Source organism: Bradyrhizobium zhanjiangense, assembly GCF_004114935.1.
Taxonomy (GTDB): Bacteria; Pseudomonadota; Alphaproteobacteria; order Rhizobiales; family Xanthobacteraceae; genus Bradyrhizobium; species Bradyrhizobium zhanjiangense.
On the sequence record NZ_CP022221.1, the window covers coordinates 3,800,338 to 3,822,970 of the forward strand.

The 22,633-nt window shown below is 64.6% G+C and carries 26 protein-coding genes; 14 read left to right on the forward strand and 12 right to left on the reverse strand.

Annotated features, from left to right (window positions below; genetic code table 11):
• Positions 1 to 16 precede the first annotated feature (16 nt).
• The 9 genes from flgC (at position 17) to XH85_RS17805 (ending at position 9,145) form a co-directional block, all read left to right on the forward strand.
• Complete coding sequence (flgC, locus tag XH85_RS17755; RefSeq protein WP_128932833.1) at positions 17 to 442, forward strand: flagellar basal body rod protein FlgC; 426 nt, start codon at positions 17 to 19, stop codon at positions 440 to 442.
• 16 nt (positions 443 to 458) lie between these two features.
• Positions 459 to 767, forward strand: a complete 309-nt coding sequence (gene fliE / locus XH85_RS17760; RefSeq protein ID WP_128932834.1) for a flagellar hook-basal body complex protein FliE — start codon at positions 459 to 461, stop codon at positions 765 to 767.
• 169 nt (positions 768 to 936) lie between these two features.
• Positions 937 to 1,200 carry a flagellar biosynthesis protein FliQ gene (fliQ, locus tag XH85_RS17765; RefSeq protein WP_011088555.1) on the forward strand — a complete coding sequence of 88 codons (264 nt, stop codon included), beginning with the start codon at positions 937 to 939 and terminating at the stop codon, positions 1,198 to 1,200.
• Between the two features lie 17 nt (positions 1,201 to 1,217).
• Positions 1,218 to 1,988, forward strand: a complete 771-nt coding sequence (fliR, locus tag XH85_RS17770; protein WP_091897984.1) for a flagellar biosynthetic protein FliR — start codon at positions 1,218 to 1,220, stop codon at positions 1,986 to 1,988.
• A gap of 7 nt (positions 1,989 to 1,995) precedes the next feature.
• Entirely contained in the window at positions 1,996 to 3,075 is a 1,080-nt protein-coding gene (gene flhB / locus XH85_RS17775) for a flagellar biosynthesis protein FlhB (protein ID WP_128932835.1), read from the forward strand.
• Between the two features lie 154 nt (positions 3,076 to 3,229).
• Positions 3,230 to 5,812 carry a cell cycle histidine kinase CckA gene (cckA, locus tag XH85_RS17780; protein WP_128932836.1) on the forward strand — a complete coding sequence of 861 codons (2,583 nt, stop codon included), beginning with the start codon at positions 3,230 to 3,232 and terminating at the stop codon, positions 5,810 to 5,812.
• Between the two features lie 556 nt (positions 5,813 to 6,368).
• Positions 6,369 to 7,358 carry a Tim44 domain-containing protein gene (locus tag XH85_RS17790; protein ID WP_128932838.1) on the forward strand — a complete coding sequence of 330 codons (990 nt, stop codon included), beginning with the start codon at positions 6,369 to 6,371 and terminating at the stop codon, positions 7,356 to 7,358.
• A 160-nt stretch (positions 7,359 to 7,518) separates the two neighbouring features.
• On the forward strand, positions 7,519 to 8,199 hold the full coding sequence (locus tag XH85_RS17795) for a lectin (RefSeq protein WP_128932839.1): 681 nt from the start codon (positions 7,519 to 7,521) through the stop codon (positions 8,197 to 8,199).
• A 238-nt stretch (positions 8,200 to 8,437) separates the two neighbouring features.
• Complete coding sequence (locus tag XH85_RS17805; protein ID WP_128932841.1) at positions 8,438 to 9,145, forward strand: glutathione S-transferase; 708 nt, start codon at positions 8,438 to 8,440, stop codon at positions 9,143 to 9,145.
• 28 nt (positions 9,146 to 9,173) lie between these two features.
• Here the strand turns inward: XH85_RS17805 and XH85_RS17810 are convergent, their stop codons facing one another.
• From XH85_RS17810 to XH85_RS17820, 3 genes are all read right to left on the reverse strand, one after another.
• Positions 9,174 to 9,848 (reverse strand): methyltransferase family protein, encoded by a 675-nt coding sequence (locus tag XH85_RS17810; protein ID WP_128932842.1) that lies wholly within the window; start codon positions 9,846 to 9,848, stop codon positions 9,174 to 9,176.
• Between the two features lie 117 nt (positions 9,849 to 9,965).
• Positions 9,966 to 10,139: a hypothetical protein gene (locus XH85_RS17815; protein ID WP_164934497.1), complete on the reverse strand. Its 174-nt coding sequence runs from the start codon at positions 10,137 to 10,139 to the stop codon at positions 9,966 to 9,968.
• Between the two features lie 340 nt (positions 10,140 to 10,479).
• A complete protein-coding gene (locus XH85_RS17820) occupies positions 10,480 to 10,953 on the reverse strand; it encodes a hypothetical protein (RefSeq protein WP_128932844.1) in 474 nt (157 codons plus the stop codon).
• A 213-nt stretch (positions 10,954 to 11,166) separates the two neighbouring features.
• Here XH85_RS17820 and XH85_RS17825 point away from each other — a divergent pair, with 213 nt between their 5' ends.
• Positions 11,167 to 12,822 (forward strand): fumarate hydratase, encoded by a 1,656-nt coding sequence (locus tag XH85_RS17825; RefSeq protein ID WP_128932845.1) that lies wholly within the window; start codon positions 11,167 to 11,169, stop codon positions 12,820 to 12,822.
• Positions 12,823 to 12,971: 149 nt separating this feature from the next.
• Here the strand turns inward: XH85_RS17825 and XH85_RS17830 are convergent, their stop codons facing one another.
• The 6 genes from XH85_RS17830 to XH85_RS17855 all read right to left on the reverse strand — a co-directional run bounded on the left by XH85_RS17830 (position 12,972) and on the right by XH85_RS17855 (position 17,409).
• Positions 12,972 to 13,892 carry an SH3 domain-containing protein gene (locus tag XH85_RS17830; RefSeq protein ID WP_128932846.1) on the reverse strand — a complete coding sequence of 307 codons (921 nt, stop codon included), beginning with the start codon at positions 13,890 to 13,892 and terminating at the stop codon, positions 12,972 to 12,974.
• Between the two features lie 15 nt (positions 13,893 to 13,907).
• The gene (locus tag XH85_RS17835; RefSeq protein WP_128932847.1) at positions 13,908 to 14,204 is read right to left on the reverse strand and encodes a hypothetical protein; all 297 of its coding nucleotides are present in this window, start codon (positions 14,202 to 14,204) and stop codon (positions 13,908 to 13,910) included.
• 190 nt (positions 14,205 to 14,394) lie between these two features.
• On the reverse strand, positions 14,395 to 14,949 hold the full coding sequence (locus tag XH85_RS17840) for an inner membrane-spanning protein YciB (RefSeq protein ID WP_128932848.1): 555 nt from the start codon (positions 14,947 to 14,949) through the stop codon (positions 14,395 to 14,397).
• Positions 14,950 to 14,961: 12 nt separating this feature from the next.
• On the reverse strand, positions 14,962 to 15,537 hold the full coding sequence (locus tag XH85_RS17845) for a hypothetical protein (protein WP_128932849.1): 576 nt from the start codon (positions 15,535 to 15,537) through the stop codon (positions 14,962 to 14,964).
• Positions 15,538 to 15,614: 77 nt separating this feature from the next.
• On the reverse strand, positions 15,615 to 15,878 hold the full coding sequence (locus tag XH85_RS17850) for a hypothetical protein (RefSeq protein ID WP_128932850.1): 264 nt from the start codon (positions 15,876 to 15,878) through the stop codon (positions 15,615 to 15,617).
• Positions 15,879 to 16,014: 136 nt separating this feature from the next.
• Positions 16,015 to 17,409, reverse strand: a complete 1,395-nt coding sequence (locus XH85_RS17855) for a carotenoid oxygenase family protein (RefSeq protein ID WP_128932851.1) — start codon at positions 17,407 to 17,409, stop codon at positions 16,015 to 16,017.
• Between the two features lie 106 nt (positions 17,410 to 17,515).
• Here XH85_RS17855 and XH85_RS17860 point away from each other — a divergent pair, with 106 nt between their 5' ends.
• Positions 17,516 to 18,244 carry a TetR/AcrR family transcriptional regulator gene (locus tag XH85_RS17860; RefSeq protein WP_128932852.1) on the forward strand — a complete coding sequence of 243 codons (729 nt, stop codon included), beginning with the start codon at positions 17,516 to 17,518 and terminating at the stop codon, positions 18,242 to 18,244.
• Positions 18,245 to 18,482: 238 nt separating this feature from the next.
• A complete protein-coding gene (locus tag XH85_RS17865) occupies positions 18,483 to 19,058 on the forward strand; it encodes an SET domain-containing protein (RefSeq protein WP_128932853.1) in 576 nt (191 codons plus the stop codon).
• A 219-nt stretch (positions 19,059 to 19,277) separates the two neighbouring features.
• Here the strand turns inward: XH85_RS17865 and XH85_RS17870 are convergent, their stop codons facing one another.
• Complete coding sequence (locus XH85_RS17870; RefSeq protein WP_128932854.1) at positions 19,278 to 19,676, reverse strand: hypothetical protein; 399 nt, start codon at positions 19,674 to 19,676, stop codon at positions 19,278 to 19,280.
• A 31-nt stretch (positions 19,677 to 19,707) separates the two neighbouring features.
• Positions 19,708 to 19,938, reverse strand: a complete 231-nt coding sequence (locus XH85_RS17875) for a hypothetical protein (protein ID WP_128932855.1) — start codon at positions 19,936 to 19,938, stop codon at positions 19,708 to 19,710.
• 101 nt (positions 19,939 to 20,039) lie between these two features.
• Between XH85_RS17875 and XH85_RS17880 the strand changes: the two genes are divergently transcribed.
• Entirely contained in the window at positions 20,040 to 20,861 is an 822-nt protein-coding gene (locus XH85_RS17880) for a helix-turn-helix domain-containing protein (protein WP_128932856.1), read from the forward strand.
• A 40-nt stretch (positions 20,862 to 20,901) separates the two neighbouring features.
• On the forward strand, positions 20,902 to 21,726 hold the full coding sequence (locus tag XH85_RS17885; RefSeq protein WP_128932857.1) for a helix-turn-helix domain-containing protein: 825 nt from the start codon (positions 20,902 to 20,904) through the stop codon (positions 21,724 to 21,726).
• Here the strand turns inward: XH85_RS17885 and XH85_RS17890 are convergent.
• Positions 21,714 to 22,514 (reverse strand): thioesterase family protein, encoded by an 801-nt coding sequence (locus XH85_RS17890; protein WP_128932858.1) that lies wholly within the window; start codon positions 22,512 to 22,514, stop codon positions 21,714 to 21,716. The two genes, XH85_RS17885 and XH85_RS17890, sit on opposite strands and share 13 nt — an antisense overlap.
• Positions 22,515 to 22,633 lie beyond the last annotated feature (119 nt).

A 22,633-nucleotide genomic window follows, 5' to 3' on the forward strand; every position in this document is an offset into this window, starting at 1 on the left:
CTAGAGGAGCCCCGTCATGGCGAATGACAGCAGCGACTTTGCCCGCTCGATGGCGATCGCGACCTCCGGCCTGCGGGCCCAGGCCGGGCGCATGCGGGTGATCTCGGAGAACATCGCGAACGCGGATTCGACCTCGCAGACATCAGGCGGCGATCCCTACCGGCGCAAGGTGCCGACCTTTTCTTCCGCGCTCGACCGCACGCTCGAGGCGCAGGTCGTCACCCTCGGCAGGATCAAGCCCGACCAGTCCAGCTTCCGCGTCAAATACGAGCCGAACAATCCGGCCGCGGATGCGAGCGGCAACGTCAAATATCCCAACGTGAATTCGGTGGTCGAGATGACCGACATGCGCGATGCGCAGCGATCCTACGAGGCCAATCTCAACATCATCAGTGCGACGCGCCGGATGATCCAGCGCACGCTCGACATCCTCAAGAGCTGAACAGGACATTTGAGCCATGGCATCACCGACAATCGCCGCCAATGCTTACGCTAGTCTCGCCCGCGTGCTGGAGAATAGCGGCGCCGGCAAGGGCAGCGAGCCCAGCGGACAATCCTTCGCTTCGCTGCTGAAAGACGCTGTCGGCAGCGTCATGGAGTCCGGCCGCAAGTCCGATGCGCAGACGGTGGCGATGGCCGCCGGCAAGGCCAACGTGATGGACGTTGTGACGGCGGTCGCCGACACCGATGTCGCGGTGTCCACGCTGGTCTCGGTCCGCGATCGCGTGATCGCGGCCTATGAAGACATCATGAAGATGCCGATCTGATTTGGGAATGGCGCTCGCCCCAATCGTCATTGCGAGCGCAGCGAAGCAATCCAGAGTCTTTCCGCAGGCGCCAGTCTGGATTGCTTCGCTGCGCTCGCAATGACGGGGATAGGTCTTCGCACCGCTTCAAGCGCGTGAGGAGGCGAGGAACGAATAAAGGAAGTTTGCAATGACCGGACCCGAAACCCTCGACGTCGCGCGCGATGCGATCTGGACCATCGTGATCGTGTCGTCGCCGCTGATGGTGGTCGGCCTCGTGGTCGGCGTCATCGTATCGCTGTTCCAGGCGCTGACGCAGATTCAGGAGCAGACGCTGATCTATGTGCCGAAGATCCTGGCCATCTTCGCCACGATGCTGTTGGCGCTGCCGTTCATGGCCGACTCGCTCCACGCCCACATGCTGCGGATCTCGTCGCGAATCATCGGCGGCTGAGGCAAGATGCGTAAACCATGCGCATCGACGTCTCGCTGCTGCCGGCGCTCGCCGCTTCCTTCATGCTCGCCTTCGCCCGGGTCGGTGCGATGGTGATGCTGCTGCCGGGCCTGGGTGAGACCAACATCCCGACGCGGATCAAGCTGTCGATCGCGCTGCTGCTCACGCTAATCATCCTGCCCCTGCACCGCAATGCCTATCAGGTCGACATGGGCTCGCTCGCGCCGCTCCTGGTCCTGATGCTGCATGAGATCGCGATCGGCATCGTGCTGGGCGCGACCGCCCGTGTGACGCTTTCGGCTCTGCAAGTCGCCGGCTCCGTGATCGCGCAGCAGATGGGGCTCGGCTTCGTCACCTCGGTCGATCCGACGCAGGGACAGCAGGGCGTGCTCGTCGGCAATTTCCTGACCATGCTGGGCGTGACCTTGTTGTTTGCCACCGACAGCCACCATCTGGTGATCGCGGCGCTGAACGACAGTTACAAGATCTTCTCGCCGGGCGAGACCGTCTCGAGCGGCGACATCGCCTCGCTGGCAACGCGGGCCTTTGCAGCCGCGTTCCGCCTGGGCTTGCAACTCTCCGGACCGTTTCTGGTGTTCGGCCTCGTCTTCAACATCGGGTTAGGTGTGCTGGCGCGGCTGATGCCGCAGATGCAGGTCTATTTCGTCGGCGTGCCGCTCTCGATCTTCGCGGGCTTTCTGGTCCTCGCCGTGGTGCTCACGGCGATGATGGGTACGTTTCTCGACTATTTCATCGGTGTCATGCACCAGATGATGCCGCTCAAATAGGTGATCGATGGCTGAAGACAACGATCCCGAGAGTCAAACAGAAGACCCGACGCAAAAGCGCCTTGACGATGCGCTCGAACGCGGCGACGTCGCCAAGAGCCAGGAGATCAACACCTGGTTCATGATGGCGGGTGGCACGCTGGTGGTCTCGACCTTCTCGGGCTCGGTCGGCAGCGGGCTGCTGACGCCGATGCGCAACCTGCTCGCCAATTCCTGGATGATCAAGACCGACGGCAAGGCTCTGCTCGCGCTGATGCAGCAGATCGAGTTCGCCGTGCTCACGGCAATCGGCGTGCCCCTCTTGATGCTGGTGCTGGCGGCGATTGCCGGCAACATGCTCCAGCACCGTCTGGTGTGGTCGGCCGAATCCCTGAAACCCAAATTCAGCAAGATCTCGCCCGGCGCCGGCTTCAAGCGCATCTTCGGCAAGCAGGCGGCGGCGAACTTCCTGAAAGGCCTCGGCAAGCTGATCGCGCTCAGCGTGGTCATGACCATGATCCTGTGGCCGGAGCGCCATCGCATGGAGGCGATGGTCAAGCTCGATCCGGCCGCGATGCTCGGCGCCACCACCAGCATGACCATCCACCTGCTCGGCGCGGTGGTGGCGGCGCTCGCGATCGTCGCCATCGCCGACTATTTCTTCCAGTACCGCAGCTGGTTCCAGCGGCAGAAGATGTCGCTCCAGGAGATCAAGGAAGAGTTCAAGCAGTCCGAAGGCGACCCCCATATCAAGGGCAAAATCAGGCAACTCCGGCAGCAGCGCGCCAAGAAGCGCATGATGGCGGCGGTTCCCAAGGCCTCCGTGATCATCACCAACCCGACCCACTATTCGGTCGCGCTGTCCTACGAGCGCGGCATGTCGGCGCCGATCTGCGTCGCCAAAGGTGTCGACAACCTCGCCTTCAAGATCCGGGAGATCGCGCGCGAGCACGATATTCCCATCGTCGAGAACGTGCCGCTCGCCCGTGCGCTCTACGCCACCGTCGACATCGACCAGGAAATCCCGACCGAGCACTACCATGCGGTCGCCGAAGTCATCGGCTACGTTATGCGGCTGAAGCGCGGATTCGGCGCCGGGCGGGGATAAAATGCCGGAAAAGTACCGGAAATGGCCGTAATCTGGGAATCAGCGTACCTTTCGCTGCTGCCGCTCTTGCACCTTTGGGTCCGATTCAGGCAGGGAGGACCCCGTGCGCGCCGTAGCGCGTTGATTCTCTGCCGACAGGCTGCGCCAGCTTGAGATGACTGCTGAGACCGACCACGACCTCACACGCGAGCCCGTAGCGGCGCACGAGCCGTCGCCGCGCTCGGGTAGCATCGCGCTGGTGCTGCTGGTGGCCGCCGGCCTCGTCGCGGTCGCCGTCGGGCTGATGACGCTCGGGCGCGCGCAGGCGCAGCCCTATATCCTCGGCATCCTCGCCGTGCTGGCGATGGTCGGCCTGTTCAACTTGTTCGCCTTCGCCGCCGGCATTATCCGCTTCGCCGACCGTAATCTCGACGATCCCATCATTGCCCGCATCTCCGATCACTCGTTCGACGGGCTCGCGGTCACCGATGCGCGCGGGCATGTGGTCTATTCCAATGCGGCCTATCTGACGCTGACCGGCGCCACCGGCCCACAGGACGTGCGTCCCGTCGAGCGCGTCTTCATCGGCAACCCTGACGTCTCCGAAGCCGTGTTCCGCCTGCTCAAAGCCGCCCGCGAGGGCAAGCGGCAGCAGGAGGAGGTGCGCATCTCCGGCCAGGACGGCAATCAGGGCCGCTGGCTGCGCATGCGGGTGCGCCCGCTCGGCACCGGCAAGCGCGAGGCGAAATATGCGGTGTGGTCGATCGCCGATATCACCCGCGACCGCGAGCGCCAGGAAGACGTGTTCCAGGAGCTCCAGCACGCGATCGAATATCTCGATCACGCGCCTTGCGGCTTCTTCTCGGTCAATCCGGCCGGCGAGCTCGCCTATGTCAACGCGACGCTGGCGAACTGGCTGGACTACGACCTCGCCGAGATCGGCTCGGGTGGATTGAAGCTCACCGACATCGTCTCCGGCGACGGCGCCTCGCTATTGACCTCGATCGTGGCGGTGCCGGGCGAGGTGAAGACCGAGGTCTTCGACATCGACCTGCGCATGCGCACGGGCAGGACCATGCCGGTGCGGCTCTATCACAAGCTCGCCTTCGGCGCCGACGGTGCGCCGGGGCCGTCGCGCACGCTCGTGATCAGCCGCGCCCGCGACGAGCGCAGCGATCCCGACCGCGCCGCCGAAGTGCGCTTCATGCGCTTCTTCGACCACACGCCGATGGCGATTGCGACCGTCGACCGCGGCGGCAACGTCGTGCGCGCGAATGCGCGCTACGCCAAGCTCGGGCAGGCGCTCGGGCTCGAGAGCGCCTCCAAGTCGATCTTCCGCGCGGTCAATTCGCGCGATCGGCACCTGTTGATCGCGGCCATCAACCAGGCCGCCGAAGGCCAGGCCGACATCGCGCCGGTCGAGGTCGCCTTGGAGGGGACCAAGGAGCGCTGGGGCCAGTTCTTCGTCACGCCGGTCGATGCGGCCGAGAACGAGGCGGAAGCCGCCATCGTGCACATGCTCGAGACCACCGAGCGGCGCGCGCTGGAGAACCAGATCAACCAGTCGCAGAAGATGGAGACGGTCGGCCAGCTTGCCGGCGGCATCGCCCACGACTTCAACAACGTGCTCTCCGCCATCATGATGGCGAACGATTTCCTGCTGAACGCGCACAAGCCGACCGATCCGTCGTTCCAGGACATCATGCAGATCAAGCAGAACGCGACGCGCGCCGCGACGCTGGTGCGGCAGCTGCTGGCGTTTTCGCGTCGGCAGACGCTGCGGCCGCAGGTGCTCGATCTCGGCGATGCCTTGAGCGATCTCACCATGCTGCTGCGCCGGCTGATCGGCGAGAAGGTCAAGCTCGACCTCGTCCACGGCCGCGATCTCTGGCCGGTGAAGGTCGACGTCTCCCAGTTCGAGCAGGTGATCGTCAATCTCGCGGTGAACGCGCGCGACGCTATGCCTGATGGTGGCAAGCTGATCATCCGCACCTTAAACGTCAGCACCGAAGACGCGGGCAAGCTCGCCTACAAGGGCATGCCGGCCGCCGACTATGTCCGGATCGAGGTCGCCGACACCGGCACTGGCATCCCCGCCGACATCCGCGACAAGATCTTCGAGCCGTTCTTCTCGACGAAAGAGGTGGGCAAGGGTACCGGGCTCGGGCTTTCCACCGTCTACGGCATCGTAAAGCAGACCGGCGGTTTCATCTATGTCGATTCCGAACCGGGGCAGGGCACCTCGTTCCATATCTTCCTGCCGCGCCATCATGCTGAGCCGGAGGTGCAGGTCGAGCAGCCCGCAGCTTTGGTCAGCGCGGTCAATGGCGCCGCGAAGGAGGCCACACCGGCGGCCGAGGCCAAGCCGCGCACCGATCTCACCGGGCAGGGCACCATCCTCTTGGTCGAGGACGAGGAGGGCCTGCGCGCCCTGAACGCGCGTGGCCTGCGCTCGCGCGGCTACACCGTGGTCGAGGCCGAGAACGGCGTCGAGGCCATGGAGGTGCTGGAGGAGGAGAGCGGCGCGATCGATCTCGTCGTCTCCGACGTGGTAATGCCGGAGATGGACGGCCCGACGCTGCTGAAGGCGATGCGGGAGAAGAACCCGGACATCAAATTCATCTTCGTTTCCGGCTACGCCGAGGATGCGTTCGAGAAGAGCCTCCCCGAGGGCCAGCAGTTCGACTTCCTGCCAAAACCGTTTACGCTCAGCCAGCTCGTGGCGGCGGTGAAGGAGACGATGACGAAGGCGGGGTGAGCGTTGTGCCCGAGAGATTGCACTGACGCGCGACAACCTCGGCCGTCGTCCTGGCGAAAGCCAGGACCCATACCGCGTGATCTCTCGGTTGCGCACGCTGCCAATCCCGAACGACCAGCTTTCGCCAAATTGCCTCTCGGGGTAATGGGTCCTGGCTTTCGCCAGGACGACATCGGGAGTGTATGCGCGCGACTGCTTCAACACCGTCATTGCGAGCCACCGGGTCCGCGCAAAGCGCGGCCCGATGACAGGCTCCGCGAAGCAGTCCAGACTGTCTCTTTGGAAAGAGCCTGGATTGCTTCGTCGCAAGGGCTCGTCGCAATGACGTGGTGGGAGAGCTGCGCTCGCAATGGCGAGGAAAAAGCGGAAATCCCGTCGCAAAGGCGCCGGTATCCCGCGACCTCGGTTCCCCGCGCGGCCAAACCCCCGCCAAATGCGGCCAAACCCCCGCCAAATATGGGATTTTGCCACATCCCCGCGACTGAGGGCCGCAGCAATAGGTTCCGAAATCGGCTTCACTTTTCGGGAAGTCTGCCCATCTTAAGCGCACGTCCCCATGCCGGGGATTTGGGAAACGCACATGACTTTCTCGCAACGCTCCCGCAGTCTCTTCAAGACCATTGCCGTCGTGCTGGCGCTTGCGCTGCCGACTGCACTGGCGATCTCGTCCGCTGACGCCCGCGTCGGCGGCGGCTTCTCGTCGGGTTCGCGCGGCTCGCGCACCTATTCGGCGCCGCCGTCGACCACGACTGCGCCTGGCTCGGCCTCGCAGTTCAACCGCACCTACACCCAGCCGGGCGCAGGCATGAATTCGGCCGCGACCGCGCCGGCGCGCGGCGGCCTGTTCGGCCGCGGCGGCGGCTTCCTGGGCGGCCTTGCGGCCGGCTTCCTCGGCGCCGGCCTGCTCGGCATGCTGTTCGGCGGCGGCCTGTTTGGCGGCCTCGGCGGCCTGTCCTCGATCCTGGGCCTGATCATTCAGATCGCGCTGGTGGTGCTCGTGGTGCGGCTGGCGATGTCCTGGTGGCAACGCCGCCACACGCCGCAGGCGGCCTATGCCAATGCTAATGCGGGCGCAGGTCAGGGACCGCAGCCGAACTATCGCAGTGGTCTTGGTGGCTTCGGCTTCGGCGCCAACAGCGCGCCGCTCGAGATCAAGCCCGACGACTATGAGGCGTTCGAGCGCCTGCTCGGCGAAATCCAGACCGCCTGGTCGAACGAGGACGTGGCCAAGCTGCACACGCTCGCGACGCCGGAGATGGTCTCCTATTTCGAGCAGGATCTGGCCCAGAACCGTTCGCGCAACGTCGTCAACAAGGTGACCAACGTCAAGCTGTTGCAGGGCGACCTCGCGGAAGCCTGGCGTGAAGGCGAGACCGACTACGCCACGGTGGCGCTGCGCTTCGGGCTCATCGACAAGACGGTCGACCGCAACACCGGCGCAGTCGTTGCCGGTAGCGAGCAGCCGGGCGAGGCGACCGAGATCTGGACGTTCGCCCGCCGGCCGAGCACCGGCTGGGAATTGTCGGCGATCCAGCAGACCAACTGATCGCTTGCGACACGAGGAACCAAGGCGTCGTGCTCCCGCACGGCGCCTTTTTCTTTTGGGCGCCTCTTCTTTTGGGTACCCCGCATCGCCGCATCGGAATAAGCGGGCGTGCGTTGGGTTGAAATCAGGCGGCCAACGACAAGCACAACCGGAGGACAACATGATCCGCACCGAGAGATCCGTGACGATTTCAGGCCTCGCGCTCGCAATGGCCTTGCTTGCGGCGCCATCGGCGCAGGCGCAATCGGCCGACATGACATTCTTCGTGACGTCCAACGGCCCCGGCAAGGGTGCCGATCTCGGCGGCCTCGAGGGAGCCGACGCGCAATGCCAGAAGCTTGCACAAGCCGCGGGCGCCGGCACCAAGACCTGGCGCGCCTATCTCTCGACACAGGCGGCGGACGGCAAGCCGGCGGTCAACGCCCGGGATCGCATCGGCAAGGGACCGTGGCAGAACGCCAAGGGCGCGGTGATCGCCAGGGATGTTGCCGACCTGCACGGCGCGGCCAACAACCTCACCAAGCAGACCGCGCTCAGCGAGAAGGGCGAGGGGATCAATGGTGTTGGCGACCAGCCAAACCGGCATGACGTGCTCACGGGATCGCAACCAGACGGCACCGCGTTTGCCGGTCCGGACGATCGCACCTGCAAGAACTGGACATCGAGCACGCAAGGCGCCGCAATGGTCGGCCATCTCGATCGACGGGGTCTGCGCGACGACGAGCCTTCGAAATCTTGGAACAGCTCTCACCCCTCGCGCGGTCCCGACGGCGGCTGTTCGCAGGCCGATCTGAAGAGCACAGGCGGCGACGGCCTGCTGTATTGTTTCGCGGCGAATTGAGGCGCGAGCTGTCTCTTCCATCATTGCGAGGAGCGTAGCGACAAAATTGCGAAGCAATTTTGCGCTGAAGCGACGAAGCAATCCAGAATCTCTCCGCGGAGACAGTCTGGATTGCTTCGTCGCAAGGGCTCCTCGCAATGACGGAGTGTGTGGTACCGCCGCTCCGTCTCACTCCGACGGAACTTTCGGCTACGTGTTACATTGGTCCCGTCGCCCGCAACGCTCACGGACTCCTCCCATGAAATACGAGCTCTATTACTGGCCCGAGATCCAGGGCCGCGGCGAATATGTGCGGCTGGCGCTGGAGGAAGCGGGCGCCGCCTACGTCGATGTCGCGCGCGGACAGCGCGGGACAGCTGCGATGATAAAGATGATGGACGCGCATGGGGGCACGCCGCCCTTCGCCCCGCCATTCCTGAAGGCGGGCAAGCTCGTCATCGGCCAGACCGCCAACATCCTGCTCTATCTCGGCGCCCGCCATGGTCTTGCGCCGAAGACCGAAGGCGGCAGGCTTTGGGTGCACCAGCTCCAGCTCACCATCACCGACCTCGTCGTCGAGATCCACGACACCCATCACCCGCTCGGGCCCTCGCTCTATTACGAGGACCAGAAGCCGCCGGCGAAGAAGCGCACCGCCGATTTCTGGAGCGAGCGCGTGCCGAAATATCTCGGCTATTTCGAGCAGCTTCTCACCGAGAGTGGCGGCACCTATGTCACGGGACGCAGACTGACCTATGTCGATCTCTCGCTGTTCCAGATCGTCGCGGGGCTCCGCTATGCCTTCCCCAAGCGCATGAAGGCGTTCGAGACAGATATCCCGGGCCTCGTCGGCCTGCACGACCGCATCGCCGCACGGCCCAACATCAAGGCCTATCTCGACAGCGACCGCCGCATTGCCTTCAACGAGCAGGGCATCTTCCGCCGCTATCGCGAACTGGATGCTTAGCCGGCTCAGACGGGAGAGTGATCTGCCCTCACCAAACGCCCGGCACCAGGCGGTAGCGCACCCGCGCCGCATAGTCGGCATAGCCTGGAAGGCCCTCGCGCAAGGTGCGCTCCTCGATAGGGATGCGGACCGCGAACAAGGCAATGAAGAGCGGTATCATCGCAAGTCCCCACCACGACCCAAGCAACAACGGCACGCCGGTGAAGAACAGGACCATGCCGCTGTACATGGGATGGCGGACATAGGCGTAGGGACCGGTCAAGATCACGTGCTGCGCGCGCTCGGTTTGCAGCTTCACCACGGGCGCGGCGAACGAGTTCTCGCGGAAGACCCACATCGTGAACAGTGTCGAGGCCAGGAACAGCACGAGGCCGAGGACCTGGAACGCAACCGGCATCTCGGAGGATTGAATGCGCCGGTCGAGGCCCATCGCGCACAGCCAGGCCAGCATCGCCACGACAAAGACCGTCATGAACATTTTGTCGGCGGCGGGCTGATCCCGTTGCAGGACCGGCCGCAGACGTTCGGCGAGCAGAGCCGGATCGATCCGGTAGAGCCACCAGCCGCAGAGCGGACCGAGCAGGGCGGAGGTGGCGAGGAGCACCCAGGCCGAAGGCCAGTGCAGCGTTCCAGCGGACGCGAACAGCAACGCGCCCATGCCGACGACGAAGATCGTGTTCTGCAACAGGAGGCGTGCGATCATGCGCAGAGTCCCGGGATGACCGCGCACGACAGTGGTCCTGCTATCCGGCAAAGATGCGGCCGGATGCGCAAAAGGCCCGATCGACCGGATCGGGCGCTTCAGCTTTGGCAAGCCTGATCAGGCGAGCTGATCGATCCGCGTGCCCTGACCCGGGGGCAGCGGCGCGGGCGGCTGCGGCTTATAGGTCGGATCGTCGTCGTTGACCTTGGCCTGATCGTCCTGCTGCTTGGTCGTGTCGTAGCTCGGAACCACGATCGCGATCGGCGGCGGCGCAACGGTGGAAACCTTCATCCGCAAATCCTCACACATGGAAACAATTGAGCCTGCCCCGCGAGGAGCGAAGTTTCCTTCAAGGCAATCGTTAAAATGCGAGGGAATTGGCGCGGTGGGATTGGGCTGCCTTTAGCTTCCGCGCGTGCAAGTCTTAAGAGAATCGCGGCTCTCTCCACGTCATTGCAAGGAGCTCGCGACAAAATTGCGTAGCAATTTTGCGCTGATGCGACGAAGCAATCCAGTCTGTCTCCGCGCAAAGATCCTGGATTGCTTCGCTGCGCTCGCAATGACGGAATTCGTGGTGGGCGGCATCGCGACACGCGCGCCGCCACCCTGCGGAAAGCGGGGAGCCCCGCGCCTATTCGTCCTTGCCGCGCGTGATCGCGATGGACGCATCCGCCTTTGTGCGGGTGCATTCCATGTTGAGCCGGCGGTAGCGCATGTTGATCTTGTCGCCGCGCAGGAGGCCCATACGCTTCAGGCAACGTGTCGCGCCCGACGTGGTGTCGTCCTTCGTCACGGTGAAAACGATCGCGGCCATCGACCCCACCAGCGCATAGAACTCCGGCTTGGGCTTGCGATCGCCCTTGGCATAGAGCTCGATGGAATATTTGTCGCCACGGCAGCCGACGGACAGCTCCTTGGCCGCCGGGTGTGTCAAATACACGATGTTGGCGGCCCGGAAATTCACCTTGAGCCGATCGATCTGGTTCGCCAGCTCCTTGGCGCTGTCGTCGCAGCGGTCGGCGCGCGCGGGGGAGGTGAGGGCCACAAGGCCGGTGATGGCGGCGGCGACCAGGATCGCGCCGCGGACGTTCAAGTTCAATGTCATGATGAAAAGCCCCTTAGGGCGCGCATTCAAGCGTCGGCAGACGCGAAGCGCAAGGGTGGGAACGGGCCTTTCCACGTGCTGTGCCAATGCCTTCCCGAGCCCTAGCCACCCTCTCCCATGCGCTCCGGTCCCTTTCTTTTCTGCCGGAAATGGGCTTAGAACGCTTCTACGCAGCGGGCCCGCGCGAGGCCCCAAAACCCCGAGATCGACCCCATGAACGCTCCCACCGCCTTTCCCGACCAGTCAAAGCCTGTTCCGCCCTACAAGCACACTCCGCTGTTCCCGCTGGGCAAGGACGAGACGCCTTACAAGAAGATTTCGTCCGAGGGTGTCAGGGTCGAGAAGGTCCTGGGCAAGGACATGCTGGTGGTGTCGCGCGAGGCGCTGCGGGCGCTGTCGGAGGCGGCTTTCGGCGACATCAACCATTACCTGCGGCCTGGCCATCTGAAGCAGCTTCGCGCGATCCTCGAGGATGGTGAGGCGAGCCCGAACGACAAGTTCGTTGCGCTCGACTTTTTGAAGAACGCCAACATCGCCGCCGGCGGCGTGTTGCCGATGTGTCAGGACACCGGCACTGCGATCATCATGGGCAAGAAGGGCTGCAACGTCATCACCGATGGTGACGACGAGGCGGCGCTGTCGGAGGGCGCGCGCGATGCCTATCTGCGCCGCAATCTGCGCTACTCGCAGGTCGCGCCGCTCTCGATGTACGAGGAGAAGAACACCGCCAACAACATGCCGGCGCAATGCGAGATCTACGCCGAAGGCGACGACGCCTACAAGCTCATGTTCATGGCGAAGGGCGGCGGCTCCGCCAACAAGAGCTTTCTGTTCCAGGCGACGCCTTCCGTCCTGACCAAGGACCGGCTCCTCGCGTTTCTTAAGGAGAAAATCCTGACGCTAGGCACCGCGGCGTGCCCGCCCTATCACCTCGCGATCGTGATCGGCGGCACCTCGGCCGAGCTGTGCATGAAGACGGTGAAGCTCGCCTCGGCGCGCTATCTCGATGCGCTGCCGACGCACGGCTCGCCCGATGGCAACGCCTTCCGCGACGTCGAGATGGAGAAGGAAATCCACAAGATGACGCAGTCGCTCGGTGTCGGCGCGCAGTTCGGCGGAAAGTATTTCTGCCACGACGTCCGCGTGATCCGCATGCCGCGCCATGGCGCCTCGCTCCCGATCGGGCTTGGCGTGTCCTGCTCGGCCGACCGCCAGGTGCTCGGCAAGATCACGAGGGACGGCATCTATCTCGAGGAGCTCGAGCACAACCCGGCGCAATATCTGCCGCAGGTCGAGCAGTCGCTCGGCGGTGAGGTCGTCAAGATCGATCTCAACCAGCCGATGAAGGACATTCTGGCCACCTTCTCGAAATATCCGATCAAGACCCGGGTCTCGATGACCGGCACCATGATCGTCGCGCGCGATAGCGCCCATGCCAAGCTGCGCGAGCGGCTGGAGAGGGGCGAGCCGCTGCCGGATTACTTCAAGAACCATCCGGTGTATTACGCCGGTCCCGCCAAGACGCCCGACGGCTACGCCTCCGGCGCGTTCGGCCCGACCACGGCGGGTCGCATGGATTCCTTCGTCGACCAGTTCCAGGCTGCCGGCGGCTCGATGGTGATGGTCGCCAAGGGCAACCGGGCGCCTGCCGTGCGCGAGGCCTGCAAGAAGTATGGCGGCTTCTATCTCGGCTCGATCGGCGGCGCCGCGGCGAACCTTGCCGAGCACTGCATCAAGAAGGTTGAGGTGCTCGAATATCCCGAGCTCGGCATGGAAGCGATCTGGCGCATCGAAGTCGTCGACTTCCCCGCCTTCATCATCATCGACGACAAGGGCAACGACTTCTTCAAGGAATTGAATTTGGGCTAGCTGCTTCATCCCCACTTGCGTGCGGGTGATCGCAGCTGTGCTTTACGAAAGATCGTCATGCCCGGGCTTGTCCCGGGCATCCACGTTCTTGGTACGGCGAACAAGACATGGATTGCCGGGACAAGCCCGGCCATGACGATGCGGAAGCTTCAACTACAATTCGTAACCTGGTTGGAGCAGAGCGAACGCCACCAGCCGCGCACACCGTCGTGGCTCTCGACGAGACCCCAATATCCGCTACAGGCAAGCAGGCGCTTCGGGCCGCCGTCACCGTCAATCGGGCCGCCGAGCTCGCGTTGCGCCGGCATCCATTTGGCGTCGACGAAGGGGGCCTGGAACAGCCCGCCCGCGCGCGTGTAGCCGTTGGCGAAATTCGCGCCGACCTTGTTGGAGGCGACCCAGCCGCGTCCGGCATAGGGCTTTGGCGCATTGCGCGGATATTTTTTCTCGTCCTCGTAATCCTTGCCCGGCGGTTTCGCGCCTTCGATCAGAAACCAGCCGTCCTTGAAACCGACGATGCGGAATTCGGTGAGCCAGCCGCCCTCGGGCGTGTTCTCGCTGCCGCCAAGCCTTGGTCGATACGGCGGCGGCAGGGTGCCGAGCACGCGCGCCCTCACCGATGGCTCGGTCCGCACGTTGAGTCCGTTCGGATCCTTGTCGATGGACCAGGCGCCGAGATCGCAGGGCTCCGTGCCCTCGGGCAGGGGTGCGCGCTTGCCCGCCAGCTCGGCGTGGAGCTTTGCATAATCGCCGTCGTCATCGGCTGCATCGGCCTCGACGCGCGGTTTTAATTCGGCCGATACCGCGCGCTTCTCGTCTGGTGTCAGCGCGACCACGAGGGTCTGGCGCGCAGCGAACACGCTGGCCGGCGACTTCGGGTCATTCGACGTCGCCGGATAGACGGCGAGGTAACCAGTCGAGGCTTCGGTGCGGTAGGCCGTGCCGGCGACATAACCCGCCGGCACCAGGGCGAGCGCGCTTGCGCGCCACACCGGTTCCGTGTCATCCGCGCGCGCCGCTTGTGTCGCGACACACAGGATCGTTGCCGCGATGAGACGGAGCACGCGCATGATTGCTGCGCGGCCTTATGTCCGCGCGCCCGTGAACGGGAAGCTGCCCATCGGGCCGATGCCCATCTCGCCGCTGATGCTGTCGCCGGAGACGGTGCCGGTGAATTCGAGCGTGAGCGGCATCGGGTTGGTGATCGAGACCTTCCAGGAGACGTTGTCGCCGCTGACGGTGCCATCGAAAATCTCGGCGGTATTACCTTCCGCGCCTTGCGTGCCCGTGAGCGCGCCGCCCGCGGCCTTCAGGCTCAGCGTCGCCTGGCGCTCGCCCATCGGCGTCGTCATGGTCAGATTCCAGTTGCCGTCAACGGCCATTCCCATCTCCCGAACAAATCCCGGCGGGCCGCGACGATCCGCGGCCAGTCCTGGGCGAGCCTATAACCCAACTCGCAGCGCCTGCCTAACGCTGCATTGGAGGCGTAGAAGCATGATCCGGAAAAGTGTGTAGCGGTTTTCCGAAAAGATCATGCTCAAACGACAACCTAAAGCGCGGTCACATCGCGCTTTAGGCGCGGGCAGCGGCGCGCCGGCGACTGGTGACGATGAGGCGCAGAACGACGTACTGCACGGCAAAAGCCAGGATCTTGGCGCCGCCTGCGACGACCGTGAGGTAGAACGCCCACAGCTTCAGATCGCCGGTCGATGCGACGGCGATCACGCCGACGCCGATCACGAACATCAGCACCGCCCAGGCATAGCCCGCAGCCGTCACATATTCCGGAACGGTCTCGACGACGATCGGCGGCATGTAGCGCAGCATCCAGCCGCGCTTGAGCATGATGAGTCCGATCGCGAAATGCGCGATCGCGGGCTTTGCCAGCATAAAGCGGGGATCATTGGTCAACAGCGTGATCGCGCCCAGCACGACCACGAGCGCGAGGCTCGCATAGGTCATGTAGTTGAGCTCTCGTCCCTTGACGCGGGCATAGATCACCTGCGCGATTGCACCGGCAATCGCCACCGACGTCGCCAGGACGACGTTGTCGGTGATGAGGTAGATGATCAGGAAGACGATGGCGGAAAGGAAGTCGGAGGCGAGGCGGGCGAATACGCTCTTCATCGTCGATCCTGTTCAGCGGGCGTTGGGCAATGCGCGGGCGGGCGCACCGTACTTGATCTCGCGATACTCGGGATACCACTTTGTGAAGTACATTGCGCTGTTGCGGGCGGCGAAGGCGACCGCAAGGCTCGACCAGAGCGGCAGTCCGGGGACGTAGAGTAGCACGAGATTGGCGGCTGCCATCAACAGCGCGGCTGCGGTCCAGGCGCCGGTTATGACGTAATTGGCGCGGAGGAAGCCGGGCATCGCCGCGGTTTCGGCCGGGACCGATTCAAGCGCATATTGCAGCGTGAAGGGACGGCGGACCAGCATCGAGCCGAGTGAGATGATGAAGATGCCGAGATCGACCGACAGCTTGACGCCGAGCGTGCCGAGCGCGGGATCGAGCAGCGCGAGATAGAGGCCGATTGCGGCGAACACGATCGCCGAGCCCGTGGCCAGGATCTTCACCGAGCGGCCGCGCATGACATCGATTGCGACCGTGGCGAGGCAAATTGCAGCGGCCGCAAACACGCTGATCGTGGCGGAGGTCACCAGCATCAGCAACGCGAAGGCGCCGTAGGGCGCGAGGATCAGGAAAATCGCCATGAGCCGCCTCGATCGGGTCAAATCTTTACAGTGTAAAGATAAGTAATCGACGGCGAAGGTCGGGTCAAGCGAAATCTTTACAATGTCAAAATGACGTAAGCGACCTCTAAAAGATGAAGTGCTGCAACGACTTGGTCGGAGGCTTCGCCAGTCAATTCCGCCCAGGGCAGCCGCGACAGGATCGGCAGCGCGGAGGCGATCAAAAGGCCGATGGTGAGCAAGATGCCGCCGTTGAAGAAGGTAAGGCTGCTTCGCCGCAGCCGGATCGTCTGCAATGTGAATGCGGCGCAGGCCAGGGCCAGGACGGCGAGGCAGTCCGCGGTGATCGAGGGTATGTGCATGTGGAATCTCTTTGGTGACACATCCGCGCTGTCATTCCGGGGCGACGCGAAGCGTCGGAATCCATTGAGCGGCAGAACACGCGGCGAAATGGATTCCGGGCGCGCTAACGCGCGCCCCGGAATGACGAGGTGAGAACTACGCCCCCACCCAATTGCCGTGAAAGCCGTCGGGCACGCGGTGGCCGAGCTGCACCAGCGCGACGGGACCGGCCTCGACATCGGTGGCGTTGAACACGGCGAGGTCGCTGCGGTTCTCCCGCGCGCGCCAGACCACCGCGAGCAGCCAACCGTCGCCCTCGGCGGCATCCTTCGACCCCTCGACGAACACCGGCTCGGAGATGGTGTCGCCGGCCGGCAGTAGATAATGGCCGAGCCGTTTGCCGTTGCCGTCGACATGGACGACGCCCGAGAGCGCGCCGAACATCGGCAGCCTCGGATTGGCGCAGGCGTACCAGCCGTGGCGGCTCCTCAGCCCGGCGCGGCGATCGTCGATGCGGGGGAATTCGCCGGTGAGATCGTCGAGATAGGTTTGCTGGAAGCGGTCGGTATTGCCCGAGAGATCGAACGTCCAGCGGCAGTGGCGGGCGCGTGACTTCTCTGGATCCGTCGGCCGGCCGTCGGGATGCGGAAACAGCGGCGCCTCCTCGAACTGCATGACGTCGGCGATAATGCGGTGATCGTCTTCCCACGCATTCATGACGTGGAAGACGTAGCAGGCCTCAGCTCGAAACCAGACGATGTCCTTTGCCGTGCCGTTGCGCTTCATCACGCCGACATAGGCGCCTTTGTCCGGCTCCCAGGCATAGGGCGGCCGTCCACTCATCGCGCGCTCCACGCTGCCGGTGATGGGAAGGATCGGAAACAACACATGGTTCGCGGTGACGATGAAGTCATGCACCATGCTGGCATAGGGCGCTTCGAAACGCTCGAAGCGCGTCGCCTTGCCCGACGCATCGATCGATCCGTAGGAGAGGGCAGGCGTCAACGGTCCGGCGGCATTGTAGCCGAAGAATACCAGTTCGCCTGTGATGGGATCGATCTTCGGATGCGCGGTAAAGCTGCCGGCGACGCGGCCCTGGTAGTTGTGATAGCCGCGCGTTGCCAGCGTGCCAGGCTCGATCTCGGTCGGCAGATGCGCTTCTTCCAGCGCCAGCAGCTTGCCGGCATGGAAGATGATGTTGGTGTTGGCGACGCCGCCATCGGTGAGGTTGGCCGGGGCATCGGGCAGCTTGCGGCCGAAGCCGCCGAACAAGGCGCGGCCGGCGTCGTGCTCGGCCATCCATTTCGGGGTGCGGACCCAGCGATTGCGGTAGCTGGCGCGTCCGTTCTCGAGGTGGAAGGCGTGCAGCATGCCGTCGCCCACGAACCAGTGCGCACCGGGCGAAGAGAACTGCGGATTGGGGCCGTTGCGATAGAGCGTGCCGTTCAGCTCGCGCGGCAGTTCGCCGATGATGTTGAGGAATGGCGCGTCGGCCTCGAACGGGATCGGCGCGATGTTGTTGCGGCGCTCAATGACGGCGTCCTGCTGCACGGCGAATCCTTCCCTATCTTTACATCGTAAAGATTGGATAACGCTAATTGCCGTTCCGGTCAAGCGAAATCTTTACACTGTCAATATTGCGCTCTATAGCTTGTCCATGGGCAAGAGCGAAACCAGGGTCGCGCACGGCGTGCGCCCCCCGAAGAAGACACCATCGGCCTCGCGTGCGTCTCCGCGTCCCCCGCGGCGCCCGGCGGTGGCGAAGACCGAGACACCCTATCACCACGGCGCCTTGCGCGAGGCGTTGCTCCAGGCCGCCGAACGGGTGCTGGAGCGTGATGGGCTTGCCGGCCTGACATTGCGGGCGGTGGCGCGCGAGGCGGGCGTCTCGCATGCCGCGCCGACCCATCATTTCGGCGACCTCACCGGGCTGCTCAGCGAGCTTGCGGCCGTGGGCTTCCGCCAGTTCAACGCCGCGATGGCCTCGTCCTGCGATGCTGCCACCACGCCGCTCGAGCGCGCGCTGGCGCGGCCGAAGGCCTATGTCGCTTATGCGCAGGCCCATCCCGGCATGTACGGAATCATGTTCCGCACCGAACGGCTCGATTATTCGAGGCCCTCGCTGCATGAGGCCGCCGAGGCCTCCTTCGCCGGGCTTGCCAATGCGATCGGCATGATGCGGCAGGAGCAGATCAGCGAAGACGCGCTGACGCTGAACCAGGGCGCCGCGATCGCCCGCGCCTGGTCGATGGTGCACGGCTTCACCACGCTGCTGCTCGACGGGCGGCTCAAGGATATTTTGGAGCGGCTGCCCGAGGGCACGACGGCCGAACGGCTACTCGAGGCGATGCTGACGGCGCCTGTGACCACCAAACTTCCAGTGTAGCGGGCTGTGGAGCCGCAGAAGAGCCTAAATCGCGATGGGATTAGGATGAATCGTCATCGCGGTGAGGATGGGATCATGATGGCGGCTCGATGTAGCTGGAACTTCGTAGCATCAGACGCCTTGATTGTGGGCAAGGCTCAAAAGCGCCATCAGGCACCTGACAGCGGCGCGGAATCGTTCTAGAAGAGCGGCTTCGCTTGGGTCATCCGGCCTCGTTCGCGTCCATTTTCTCTTGATCATGCCAGCCATCTCTTCGAACAAACCCTATCGCGTCGGCCGCTCCAAAACCGGGCTCGGCCTTTTCGCCACCAAGCCGATCAAGAAGGGAACCCGGATCATCCGCTATTTCGGGCCGATCCTGGATTCGCGGATTCCGGCGCACGACGAGATCGAGAACAAATATCTGTTCGAGCTCAACGGCCGCTGGACCATCGACGGATCGGTGCGCAAGAACTTCGCCCGCTACATCAATCATTCCTGCCGGCCCAACGCCGAGTCCGATGTTCGCCCGCGCGAGCGCAAGGTCTTCATCCGCGCCATCAAGAACATCGAGCCGGGCGACGAGATCAACTACGACTACGGCACCGACTATTTCAAAGCCTATCTGAAGCCGATCGGCTGCAAGTGCGACTCCTGCGAGAAGAAGCGCAAGAAGCTGCGCGCCGAGGCGCGGGCCGAACGCGCCAAGGTGAAGGCGCGAGCCGAGCGCAAGGCCACGAAGGCGGGCGCCAGGAGTCCGAAAAGCAAGGCCGCGAAAAAGAAGAAGCTCAACGGCCACGCCATCGGCAAGGCGAACGGCCGCGCGCGGGCCTGAGCTTGGGCCTTCAACTCAGCTGTCATGCCCCCGGCTTGCCGCCTTCGCTAAAGCTTCGGCGGCCGAGCACCCTTGTGGCCCCGGCGTAGCCTTGGCGGAGCCGGGACCGGGGCATCCAGTACACGCCGCGGCGTCTCCGTATCCATTTACTGTCTCTGGAATACTGGGGGAATACTGGGGCGCCCGGTCAAGCCGGGCGACGACAGCATGTATGTGGCCTCACGCCGCCACCGCACTCGCGCTCCTTCGCAGCCCCACATATTGCAGCTCGGCGAACACGCCGGTCGCAATCGCCTGCGCCACGACCATAAGCTCGCCCGCGAGATTCGGCGACACCGCGCTCGAAAGCAGCAGCGCGATGCTGCCGGCTGTCCAGGCCGCGTTACCGATCACGACCAGCAGCACCAGCGCCTTGGATACGGATGCACGCGCGGCGAGCCAGCCGACCAGCGCGCTGTAGGCGATCAGGAACAGGCCGGTCTCACGCAGCAGCGCTTCCGGCAGGTTGAACAGCGAGGCGAACGCGCCTGCGCCGAAGGTGAAGCCGAGCGCGGCGACGCTGCTGAAGAGGGCATCGGCGAGCAGTGCACGGCGCAGGAAAGTGGATGCTTCGATCATCGTGGTTCTCCTTGGTTGAGGTCGGGGGAAATCACCGCAATCCGCGCCACCAAGCGCGGACAATGCGGGCGAGGCGGAACGGGCACAGGCTCCTGCCGACGCCGTGCTCGAAAGCGATGACCTGCGCGACGACATAGTCGCCGGTCGAATGCACCAGCGGCTCCGGCATGTTGAGGCTGCGCGCCAGCATCCGGGTTGCGAAGGCCATGGCCCAGGGCAAGACGTGTTCTGCGATGGTCCGGTAGAGCAGCAGCGCGATCATGGTCATCTCCTGTTTCGACCGAGGATGCGCACGTCCGCGCGCCAATTCGATTACCTCGCGGGTAATGGAAGGGCCGAAATCGGCGTGCTAGGTTTTCGATCATGAACGCACATGCATCCACGGCACGCGCCGAACACAGCCAGCCGGTCCATATCGGCGACCATTTGCGCGAATGGCGGCAGCGCCGTCGCATGAGCCAGCTCGATCTCGCCGGCGAGGCCGAGGTCTCGGCGCGGCACTTGAGCTTCGTCGAGACCGGCCGCGCAGCGCCCTCGCGCGACATGGTGCTCAGGCTCGCCGAGCGTCTCGACGTGCCCTTGCGTGAACGCAACGTGCTGCTGGTCGCGGCCGGCTATGCGCCGGCCTTCCCGCAGCGCACCCTGGAGGATCCTGCCTTGAAATCAGCGCGCCAGGCGATCGACCTCGTTCTCAAGGCGCATGAGCCCAATCCGGCCGTGGCGGTGGACCGGCATTGGAACCTGGTGTCGGCCAATCGCATGGTGGCGCCGCTGCTCGACGGCATCCCGCAGCGCCTGCTCGGCCAGCCCTTCAACGTGCTGCGGCTCGCGTTCCATCCGGAGGCGCTGGCGCCGCGCACGGTCAATCTCGCGGAATGGTGCGGGCATCTGCTCGAGCGGCTGCACCGGCAATGCGAGGCGACGGCCGACCCTGAGTTGATCAAGCTCTACAATGATCTGAAGAGCTACCCCATCCCGGCGCGCGCGGCGCCGCTGTCGAGCGACAATGTCGCAATTCCCTTCAAGCTGCGCCACCAGGGCGAGATCCTGAGCTTCTTCTCCACCACCATGGTGTTCGGCACGCCCGTCGACATCACATTGTCGGAGCTGGCGCTGGAGACCTTCTTCCCGGCGGACGAGCGCACCGCCGAACGGCTGAAGCAGATGGCGGCTAGCCTTTCCTAGCGGCGTTTACAGGGCGCAGCTGCGCTCGCATAATCCGCAGATGGACACACGTTCCTCCCGACCCTTGCGGCCGGCCAATCCGGTCGGGGATCTCCTGCGCGCCTGGCGCACACGCCGTGCGTTGAGCCAGGCGGAGCTGGCGTTCGAGGCCGGCATTTCGGTCAAGCATCTGAGCTATGTCGAGACCGGCAAGGCGGCTGCCAGCCGGGACATCCTGCTGCAACTCGCCTCCGCTCTCGATTTGTCGCTGCGTGACCGCAACGCGCTGCTCGAGGCCGGCGGTTTCGCGCGGCAATATGGCGAGCGAGATCTTGCGGCGCCGGAGCTTGCTGATGCGCGACGTGCCATCGATCTCCTGCTGCGGCGGCACGAGCCGTTCCCCGCGATCGTGACCGATCGGCGCTGGAACGTGAAGCAGGCCAATCGCGCCGCCTCACGCCTGATGACCATGCTGCTCGGGCCCGAGCGCATGCAGCGGCCGCTCAACCATATGCGCATGTTCCTTGCGCCAAACGAGCTCAGGCCGTTCGTCGAGAACTGGCCGGGCGTGGCGGCGGCACTGTTGTCGCGCGCGCGTCATGAAGCCATGGCCGCGCCGCTCGATGAGGCCGTGCAATCGACCTGGCGCGAGTTGATGCGCTTGCCGGAGCTTCCTGCGCCTCAGTTCGAGGACTACGCCGTGCCGGGGCCGCTCTGCGAGGTGCGCCTGCGCAGGGGCGAAGTCGCAATCGGCCTGATCGGTGCGGTTCTGACGCTCGGCACGCCACAGGACGTGACGCTTCAGGAGCTCCGCGTCGAGATGTTCATGCCGGCGGATGCCGCGTCCGAGGCCACCCTGGTCACGCTTGCATCTCAGGACGCCTGAGCTTGCACGGCGTCACGCCGCTCGAAGCTCATGGCCTGCATCACCTCGGCGAACGGACCGTTGCGGTCGCTCAACGTCGCCGTGGTGAGGCCCGCGCCATTGGCGCCGACGCGCGTGGCGGCACGGATCAGGATCCATTCGCCCTCGGGCGGCCGAAAGAAATAGAGGCTGATCTCGGGATTGATGAAGGTCCAGTCGTGCATGTCGACGATCTGCGCGACGCCGCTGGAAAAATCCGCGGCCTGCACGGCCTGGAGCATCGGAGTGTTGGGCTCGCCTTCGACCAACGCCGCGTCGAGCCGCATCCAGGCGGCCGCGGGACCCGGCTTTTCCAGCGCACCCTCGATCAGCCGCACCGACACGTTCTGGAAATAGCGGCTCCATTTCTGCGCGAAGGCCGGCGGCGGACTGCCTGCCTCGGGTGCCTTGTCGAGCGTTGCGGGCCCGGCGAAAGGATCGGCCGGCGATTCTCCACTCTGCGCTGTCAGCAGCGCCGTGCAGCGGCCGATCTCGGTCTCGCCGTCCATTAGCCGCACCTGCGCGGTCTTGGCCTTGCGGCCGTCGCGCAGCAATTCGGCGATCGTCCTGAAGGCGCGCAGGCCCGCCGGTCGCCAGAGGTCGAAGGTCAGGCGCCGTACCGCAAAGCCTGATTCGGTCGCGAACCGCTCGACTTCACGGGCCATGAGGGCGGTGGTGGCGCTACCCTGCAACATGTCCGGCGACCACGGACCGCCGGCATGCTCGGTGGCCCGGAAATGATGACCTTCCGGCCTGAAAATGGCTGTCATTGCAGTCTCCCGCTGGTCCGATCCTGGCCGCGAGTATCGGGGCGGGGCGCACCTTTCACAATAACCGCAGAGGTGAAGTCGTGAGCTATGCGGGACGGGCGCCTTGCGCGGCCCCGGGC